This is a genomic window from Streptomyces kanasensis (assembly GCF_043077165.1).
GTDB lineage: Bacteria > Actinomycetota > Actinomycetes > Streptomycetales > Streptomycetaceae > Streptomyces > Streptomyces changanensis.
On record NZ_JBIBSF010000001.1, the window covers coordinates 869625 to 877051 of the forward strand.

Below are 7427 nucleotides of genomic sequence, written 5' to 3' on the forward strand. Positions count from 1 at the left end.
GCGGCCGGCCGGGGTGCCGCCGGACGGTGGTGCGCCGGACGGTCGGTGGCCCGCGGGATCGTGGCGCCGCGGGTCGACCGCGGGGCGGTCGACAGCATATGACGCCGGGTCAGGTGAGCAGGAAGTCGGCCTGCCCGGACTTGGCGCCCTGGATGAACGCGGCGATCTCCCCGGGGGTGTAGATGAGCGCGGGGCCGTCGGGGTCGGCGGACTGGCGCACCGCGACCCTGCCGTCGGCCAGCTTCATGGCCTCGATGCAGTTGCCGCCGTTGCCGCCGCTCCACGGCTTGTGCCACCCCTCGGCGCCCAGGTCGGCGGCGGGCATGCCGTTGTATATGCGAACCATTCACAGCTCCTTGCGGAAAGCCCGGAGGATTTCCTTCGTACGTTGTGCGGTGGCGGCCTGCGCCGCCATGCGGTCCATGACCTCGAGGTGGGAGGCCACCTCGGGGCGCGCGTCGAGGTAGACGGCGCCGGTCAGGTACTCGCTGTAGACCATGTCGGGGAGTTCGGGCACCGCGAACCGGAAGAGCACGAAGGGGCCGTACGTGCCGGGGTGGTGCCCGGTCGCGAACTCCGCGACCTGGAGGGTGACGTGCGGGAGCTCGGCCGCCTCGACGAGCCGGTCGAGCTGGGCGCGCATGACCGCCGGGCCCGTGCCGGGCGGCCGGCGGCGCAGCACCGTCTCGTCCATGATCACCCAGAACTTCGGGGGGTCGAGACGGGCGAGGAGGGCCTGTCGCTCCATGCGCAGGGCCACGTGCCGTTCGATGTCGTCGGGCGAGACCCGGCCGACCGCCCCGGCACGGAGCACGGCCCGGGCGTAGTCCTCGGTCTGGAGGAGCCCGGGCACGAAGTGCGGTTCGTAGGCCCGGATGAGGCCGGCGGCGCCCTCCAGGCTCACGTACATGCTGAACCAGGTGGGCAGGACGTCGTGGAAGCGCTGCCACCAGCCGGGCCGGTTGGCCTCCTCCGCCAGCTGCACGAAGCCGGCCGCCTCGTCGCGGTCGACGCCGTACGCCTGGAGGAGCAGCTGCACGTACGGGATCTTCAACGCGACCTCGGCCGTCTCCATGCGGCGGATGGTCGCCGGGGCGACGTGCAGGACCCTGGCGGCCTCCTCCCGCTTCAGACCCGCTCGCTCCCGCAGATCCTGGAGTCGCTTGCCGAGAACGACCTGTCCCACGGTGGGGGCGGACCGCGGCTCGCTCACTTCTGACCTCCCCACGCGCTTTTTCGTCGAGTGTGCCATGGGAAGGCCAGACAGGACACAGCACTCTGCAATTTTCAGAGTGCCACTTGCCAAGTGTTGGCGACGGGAGGAAAGTATTCCGATGAACCAGTCGGTGAACCAGTTCACGCGGCTGCCGCGCGCTCTGCCCCGGGGAGATGCGGCGTACGGCGCCGCTCCCATGTGAGGAATCGGTCGTGGCACCTGGTAATGCGCTCACCCCCCAGCTCATGGCCGCGCGACCGCTGACCCTGACCACCCCTCCCCACCGGCACCCCGACGCCCCGCCGGCGCCGCGGACGCATCCGCCCGTTCCCCATCCGCACGCTCCCCATCCGCACGTCCCTGACGTGCGCCGTTTCGCCTTCGAGCTGCCCGCGCGCGCCGAAGCCGTCGCCCGGGCGCGCCGGCTGGTCACCGAGCGGCTGGTGCTGTGGGGTCTCGCGGGGGAGCTGGGCGAGACCGCCGAGCTGGTCGTCTCCGAGCTGTTCACCAACGCCGTCGTCCACACCGGCAGCGGCCGCGTCGTGTGCGAGCTGCGCGACCGCGGCCGGCACGTGCGGATCGCCGTCCACGACGAGGGGTGCGCGGTGGCCGGGCCGCGCGCCCGGCCGGCCGACCGGGAGGAGTGCGGCCGCGGCCTGCTCCTCGTGGACGCCGTCAGCAGCGCCTGGGGCAGCCACGACGCCCGGCACGGGGCGGGGCGCGTCGTCTGGGCCGAGCTGCCCCACGACACGGCGGGCCCATGCTGAGGTCGATGGTCACCCTGCTGTCCACCCGCGGCCGGCAGGGCGACCGGGGGGCCGGAACGCCCTGGGAGGACGCGCTCGGCGAGGTCCAGCTGGCCCCGCCGCCGCACCTGCCGGCGACACTCGGGTACGACGCGGTGGGCGTGCCGGCGCGGCACGGGGTGCGGCTGCTGAGCCGGCTGCCGGGCAACGGCTGCGTCTTCGCCGATTCCGACTGGTGGTGGTGGCTCGTGCCGTCCGGGTCCGACGCGGACCTGCGCTGGCCCCTGCCCGCCTGCTACGCGCCCGGCGGGTTCGTCCCCGACCGGCGGCCGCGGCTGATGCGCCGGCCCGGCGGCACCTCCCCGTACACCCCGCCGATCCCGCTGTACCTGATGGTCTGCCAGCTGACCGGGACGGCGCCGGCCTGGACGGTCCCCGGGGTCGGGTCCCGCCTCTGAGCCGGTGCGCGTCCCGCCCGCGCCCGAGGGGTGCGCGCCGGTCAGGCGCGGTCGGGGACGGGGACGCCGAAGTCCGGGGTGCCGTCGGGTTTCCAGCCGAGCCGCTGGACGCGGGTGTGCCGGTTCGGGTCGTGCAGCGGGTCGCCGGTGATCTCCCGGTACTGGCGGGCGTGGTAGACGAGGACGTCGGTGCGGCCGTCCTCGGCGACGGTGAAGCTGTTGTGGCCCGGACCGTACTGGCCGGTGGTGGCGTCGCTGGTGAAGACCGGCACCGGGGACTTGGTCCAGGAGGCCGGGTCCATCAGGTCGGCGCGCTCGTCGGCGGTGAGCAGGCCCAGGCAGTAGCTGCTGTCGGTGGCACTGGCCGAGTACGTCATGAAGATCCGGCCGTTGCGCCGGAGGAACGCGGCGCCCTCGTTCACCTTGAAGCCGACGCACTCCCACGGGTACTCCGGCGTCGTGAGCCGCACCTGGGAGCCGGTCAGGGTCAGCGGGTCGGCCATCCGGGAGAGGAAGACGCCGGTGTTGGAGTCCGTGCCGGGCTCGTGCTGCGCCCACGCCAGGTAGCGGTCGCCGCGGTGGGTGAAGGTGGTGGCGTCGAGCGAGAAGGTGTCCCAGGCGGTCGTGATCATGCCGCGCTCGGTCCACGTCCCCCGGAACGGGTCGGGATGCCGGTTCTCCAGCACCCACATGCGGATGCGCCACACGTCGTGGGCCGGGGCCGCGGCGAAGTACAGGTACCAGCGGCCGTCGATGTGGTGCAGTTCGGGCGCCCATATGTGGGCGGACATGTCGCCGCTGGTGTGGCGGCGCCACACGACGGCCTCGTCGGCGGTGGTCAGGCCCCGCAGGGTCCGGGACCGGCGCAGCACGATGCGGTCGTACTCGGGGACGGTCGCGGTGAAGTAGTAGCGGCCGTCGGTGTGGCGCTGGATGTGCGGGTCGGCGCGGTTGCGGACGAGGGGGTTCGCGTACGGGCGGCCCGGCAGCGCGCCGGGGGCGGCGGTTCCGGCCGTGTCGGGGACGGCGCCGGCGGGAGCGGAGGCGCCGGGCGGCCCGTCGGCGGCACGGGCGGTGCCCGGTGCGGCCGCGAGGGCGCCGACGGCCGCGGCGCCTTGGAGGAGGAGCCGGCGGTTGAAGGCGTGACGGGGGTTCATGGGGTGTTCGCCTGCCTCACGTTCGTGATGTCGAACAGCATCTGTGATTCCGAACGGCGAAACCGTAGAGGCGGGACGCGGAGAGGTCAACGGGGCGAACGGGACCGGCTTCGCTACCTTCGCCGCCATGACCCCCACCACTCCCCCGTTCACCACCGCCCTCGCCGCCCCGACGGCCGCCCTCGTCCTCGACGGCGGCCTCTCCCACCAACTGGAGGCCCAGGGACACGACCTGTCCGACGACCTGTGGTCGGCGCGGCTGCTCGCCGAGGATCCGGAGGCCGTCGTCGCCGCCCACCTCGCCTACTACCGGGCGGGCGCCGACGTGGTGACCACCGCCGGGTACCAGGCCACCTTCGAGGGGTTCGCCCGGCGGGGCGTGGGCCGGGAGGGGGCGGCCCGGCTCCTCGCCCTGAGCGTGGAACTGGCCCGCGAGGCGGCCCGCCGGGCCCGCGCCGACGGCGTGGCCCGCCCGCTGTGGGTGGCCGCGTCCGCCGGCCCGTACGGGGCGATGCTGGCCGACGGTTCGGAGTACCGCGGCCGGTACGGGCTGAGCGCGGCCGCGCTGGAGGCGTTCCACCGCCCGCGCCTTGAGGTGTTCGCCGCGGCCGGGCCCGACGTCCTCGCCCTGGAGACCGTGCCGGACGCCGACGAGGCGCGCGCCCTGCTGCGGGCGGTACGGGGCCTGGGCGTGCCGGCCTGGCTGTCGTACACGGTCGCCGACGGCCGCACCCGGGCGGGCCGGCCGCTGGAGGAGGCGTTCGGGCTCGCGGCGGACGCGGAGGAGGTGGTGGCGGTCGGCGTCAACTGCTGCGCCCCGGAGGAGACGGAGCGGGCGGTCGCGCTCGCCGCGCGCGTGACGGGCAAGCCGGTGGTGGCCTATCCGAACAGCGGCGAGGCCTGGGACGCCGGGGCGCGCGCCTGGCGCGGGCGGCCGACGTTCTCGCCCGGCCTGGCGGAGGCGTGGCGACGGGCCGGGGCGCGCCTGATCGGCGGCTGCTGCCGCGTGGGACCCGCGGCGATCACGGACGTGGCGACCCGGCTCCGGCCGTAGGGGACGTCACCATACCCGCGCGCGCCCTACCCCACATGCGTCACCCCCCGCCCCAAACAGCCATCCGTCCGGGTCATGCCGCGTGTCGCGGCCCATCCGCGGACCGGTGCGAGGGCAAGGGCCGTACCGGCAACCCGATCCTTCACACCGGGAGTCGCACCCATGAACCGAAAGACTGCTCACGCCTGGGCGGCGGTCGCCGTCCTCCTCACCGGCTTCGGCACCGGCTCACCGGTCGCCCTGGCCGCCGCCCCCGCCCCGGTGGCGGCGAAGGCGCCGCACGACTGCGGGCCCGAGCTGGTCTGCTTCTACACCGAGCCGAACTACCAGGGCCGCCGCTTCGACTACCACGACCCGCGGTGGCACACCTGCCACCTCGTGGAGACCGTCCAGGGGTCCGAGAACATCGTCAAGCCCACCAGGTCGGTGTGGAACAACGACGACCAGGACTGGCGCTTCTACGGCAGCGGCGGTGGGTGCTGGGGCACCTCCGAGAACTGGACCGTCAGGTCCGGGGAAGGCCGGGCGAACATGGAGGCGTGGTACTGGAACTGACGGCACGCCCATCGGGCCGGTGAGCTCCCCCGGGATCCGCCGGCCACCGCCCCGCACCGGGTACCGGATCCGCCGGGCCGGGCCGGCCGGCGTCCCGGTGAGCGCCGCCGGCCTCGCCGGCCAGCCCCCACCGGCGCCACGAAGGGGCCGAAACCCCCGCGCCGCCGGCGTGGGAGCGGGCGGAGCGCCACAGCCGACGCTGACGCTCATGACCGGCCGGCCTGACGCCGCGGCGGCCGGCCGCGGGCCGCGCGGGCCGCGCTTCGGCCGGTTCGGGCACGCGCCGGTCCGACACCCCCTAGGGTAGGAAGCGCTTGCTACGCCGACCCCGGAGATGCCATGACGCCGACCGCGAGCCCCGCCGGTCCGACCCTGGCGGTGGTGGCCCGCGAGGCGGGCGTGTCGGTGCCCACCGCGTCGAAGGTCGTCAACGGCCGCGAGGACGTGGCGCCCGAGACCCGGCGCCGGGTGACCGAGGTGCTCGACCGGCTGGGGTACGTACCCCGACGGCGGTCCCCCGTGCCCCGGCGGCACGGCATGGTGGACCTCGTCCTGGCGTCCATGGAGGGCCCGCAGACCACGGCCCTGCTGCGCGGCGCCGAGCGCGCGGCCCGCGCCGCCGGGCTGGACCTCGTCGTCTCGACCGGCCGGCACCTGGGGCGCGACCGGCTCGATCGCATCGCCTCCCGGGGCTCGACCGGCGTGGTGTTCCACCGGGACGGGGTGGCGGCCGGCGCGGCCGCCCGCCTCGCCCGGCACCGGCTGCCGTACGTACTCCTCGATCCGGTGCGGCGGCCGCCGCCGGACGCCGTGTCGGTGGGCGCGGCGGACCGGCGGGGCGGAGCGGCGGCGGCGCGCCACCTCCTGGCGCTGGGTCACGAGCGGATCGCGGCCGTCGTCGACCACGGACACGCGGTCGAGGCCGGGGCGGTGACGGACCGGGAGGCCGGTGCGGACGCCGGCGGGGAGGTGGGTGCCGGCGTCGACGGGGAGGCCGGTACCGGCGTCGACGGGAGCGTGCGTCCGGGCGGCGACACGGAACGCGGCGCCGAGGGCGGCGGCGCGCGGCTCGCGGGCTGGCGCGCCGCCCTCGCCTCGGCCGGGGTCCCGCACCGCCCCGAGTACCACCGCGTCCTCGCCCCCGGGACGCCGGAGGAGCCGGGCGCGCGGCTGCGGACGCGGGAGCTGCTGGACCTGCCGCAGCCGCCCACGGCCGTCTTCGTCTGCTCGGACGCGATGGCCCCGGGTGTCTACGCGGCGCTCGCCGAACGGGGCCTGCGCGTGCCCGCGGACGTGTCGGTCGTGGGCTACGGCGACCTGCCCGGCGCGCGGTGGGCCGTGCCGGGGCTGACGACCGTGCGCCGGCCGGAGGCCGGGATGGCCGCCGCGGCGGTGGAGCTGCTCGTGCGGCTGGCCTCGGGTGAGCAGCCGGACGGCGCTCTGGAGCTCCCGACGGAACTGGTGGTCCGGTCGAGCACCGCGCCGCCGGGCGCGTGACCGCCCGGGACGCCGGGGCACGGACGGGCGGCGGGTCCGCCGGACCTCACCGGTAGGCGGCGGAGACGTGGTAGGCGTACACGCCGACCATCCCCATCACCCCGAGGAGGATCACCCAGGACCGCAGGCCCGTGTGCCGCGAACGGCCACCGCCCGCACCGCCCCGGCCGGCGCGGGCCGCGGCCTCGCCCCGGCCCGCACGGCCCCGGCGGACGCGACGGACGCCGGTACGGGCGCCCGCCTGTTGCACCCGGGGGGACGTCGGCTCGGCGGCGGCCTCGGCCAGCAGCCGGCGGCAGACGGCGGCGAGTTCGTCGCGGCCGGCCGCGAGGCCGACGACCACCTCGGAGCGGGCCGGGGCGGTGGTGCCGCCGTCGAGGATGCGGCCCGCCCGGATGAGGACCTCGTCACGGGTGCCCCTGGGCGAGAGGCTGATCCAGCGCCGGACGTGCTCGCCCCGGATGACGACGGCCCCCGACCGTTCGCGGTACAGCGTGTGCTGCCGCCACAGGACCGTCGCCAAGTCGGCTGCCACGTCCTTGAGTTGGCTCTGCATGCCCTCCCCTTCGCCAGGCCGCACACGCCTCGAACACGCATGCGCACGGGCACTCTAGCCCCCACCTCCGTCAGCCGCCGTGGCGGAGGCGCCCGCCCCCGGGCCCCCGCGGGGGGGGCGGCGGGGGGGGGGGGGGGGGGCGCGGGGGGGGCCCCCGGGGGGGGGGGGGGGGGGCGCGGCCCCCGGGG

At 76.1% G+C, this 7427-nt stretch carries 9 protein-coding genes; 5 read left to right on the plus strand and 4 right to left on the minus strand.

Annotated elements, in window-relative coordinates:
• Window positions 1–109: 109 nt before the first annotated feature.
• Window positions 110–346: a DUF397 domain-containing protein gene (locus tag ACF053_RS03810; protein WP_023590865.1), complete on the minus strand. Its 237-nt coding sequence runs from the start codon at window positions 344–346 to the stop codon at window positions 110–112.
• Window positions 347–1213 carry a helix-turn-helix domain-containing protein gene (locus ACF053_RS03815; protein ID WP_391952312.1) on the minus strand — a complete coding sequence of 289 codons (867 nt, stop codon included), beginning with the start codon at window positions 1211–1213 and terminating at the stop codon, window positions 347–349. It abuts the gene before it with no gap.
• Between the two features lie 215 nt (window positions 1214–1428).
• On the opposite strand from ACF053_RS03815, the gene ACF053_RS03820 reads away from it, so the two are divergent.
• Both ACF053_RS03820 and ACF053_RS03825 read left to right on the plus strand, forming a co-directional pair.
• Window positions 1429–1983, plus strand: coding sequence for an ATP-binding protein (locus tag ACF053_RS03820; RefSeq protein WP_391952313.1), 555 nt, complete (start codon window positions 1429–1431; stop codon window positions 1981–1983).
• Window positions 1977–2420 carry a hypothetical protein gene (locus tag ACF053_RS03825; RefSeq protein ID WP_391952314.1) on the plus strand — a complete coding sequence of 148 codons (444 nt, stop codon included), beginning with the start codon at window positions 1977–1979 and terminating at the stop codon, window positions 2418–2420. Before ACF053_RS03820 ends, ACF053_RS03825 begins: the two co-directional genes overlap by 7 nt.
• A gap of 41 nt (window positions 2421–2461) precedes the next feature.
• On the opposite strand, the gene ACF053_RS03830 is transcribed toward ACF053_RS03825, so the two are convergent.
• Window positions 2462–3577, minus strand: a complete 1116-nt coding sequence (locus tag ACF053_RS03830) for a glycoside hydrolase family 43 protein (RefSeq protein WP_391952315.1) — start codon at window positions 3575–3577, stop codon at window positions 2462–2464.
• A 127-nt stretch (window positions 3578–3704) separates the two neighbouring features.
• Here ACF053_RS03830 and mmuM point away from each other — a divergent pair, with 127 nt between their 5' ends.
• The 3 genes from mmuM to ACF053_RS03845 all read left to right on the plus strand — a co-directional run bounded on the left by mmuM (window position 3705) and on the right by ACF053_RS03845 (window position 6683).
• Window positions 3705–4631, plus strand: coding sequence for a homocysteine S-methyltransferase (gene mmuM, locus ACF053_RS03835; protein WP_391952316.1), 927 nt, complete (start codon window positions 3705–3707; stop codon window positions 4629–4631).
• 162 nt (window positions 4632–4793) lie between these two features.
• Window positions 4794–5186 (plus strand): peptidase inhibitor family I36 protein, encoded by a 393-nt coding sequence (locus ACF053_RS03840; RefSeq protein WP_391952317.1) that lies wholly within the window; start codon window positions 4794–4796, stop codon window positions 5184–5186.
• 339 nt (window positions 5187–5525) lie between these two features.
• The gene (locus ACF053_RS03845; protein ID WP_391952318.1) at window positions 5526–6683 is read left to right on the plus strand and encodes a LacI family DNA-binding transcriptional regulator; all 1158 of its coding nucleotides are present in this window, start codon (window positions 5526–5528) and stop codon (window positions 6681–6683) included.
• A gap of 46 nt (window positions 6684–6729) precedes the next feature.
• Here ACF053_RS03845 and ACF053_RS03850 read toward each other — a convergent pair whose 3' ends face one another.
• Entirely contained in the window at window positions 6730–7239 is a 510-nt protein-coding gene (locus ACF053_RS03850) for a hypothetical protein (RefSeq protein ID WP_391952319.1), read from the minus strand.
• Window positions 7240–7427 lie beyond the last annotated feature (188 nt).

Excerpts from the sequence above, each read along its gene's own strand:
- ACF053_RS03830 (WP_391952315.1), bottom strand. The coding sequence starts at position 3,577 with ATGAACCCCCGTCACGCCTTCAACCGCCGGCTCCTCCTCCAAGGCGCC.
- mmuM (WP_391952316.1), top strand. The coding sequence starts at position 3,705 with ATGACCCCCACCACTCCCCCGTTCACCACCGCCCTCGCCGCCCCGACG.
- ACF053_RS03840 (WP_391952317.1), top strand. The coding sequence starts at position 4,794 with ATGAACCGAAAGACTGCTCACGCCTGGGCGGCGGTCGCCGTCCTCCTC.
- ACF053_RS03825 (WP_391952314.1), top strand. The coding sequence starts at position 1,977 with ATGCTGAGGTCGATGGTCACCCTGCTGTCCACCCGCGGCCGGCAGGGC.
- ACF053_RS03810 (WP_023590865.1), bottom strand. The coding sequence starts at position 346 with ATGGTTCGCATATACAACGGCATGCCCGCCGCCGACCTGGGCGCCGAG.
- ACF053_RS03845 (WP_391952318.1), top strand. The coding sequence starts at position 5,526 with ATGACGCCGACCGCGAGCCCCGCCGGTCCGACCCTGGCGGTGGTGGCC.
- ACF053_RS03850 (WP_391952319.1), bottom strand. The coding sequence starts at position 7,239 with ATGCAGAGCCAACTCAAGGACGTGGCAGCCGACTTGGCGACGGTCCTG.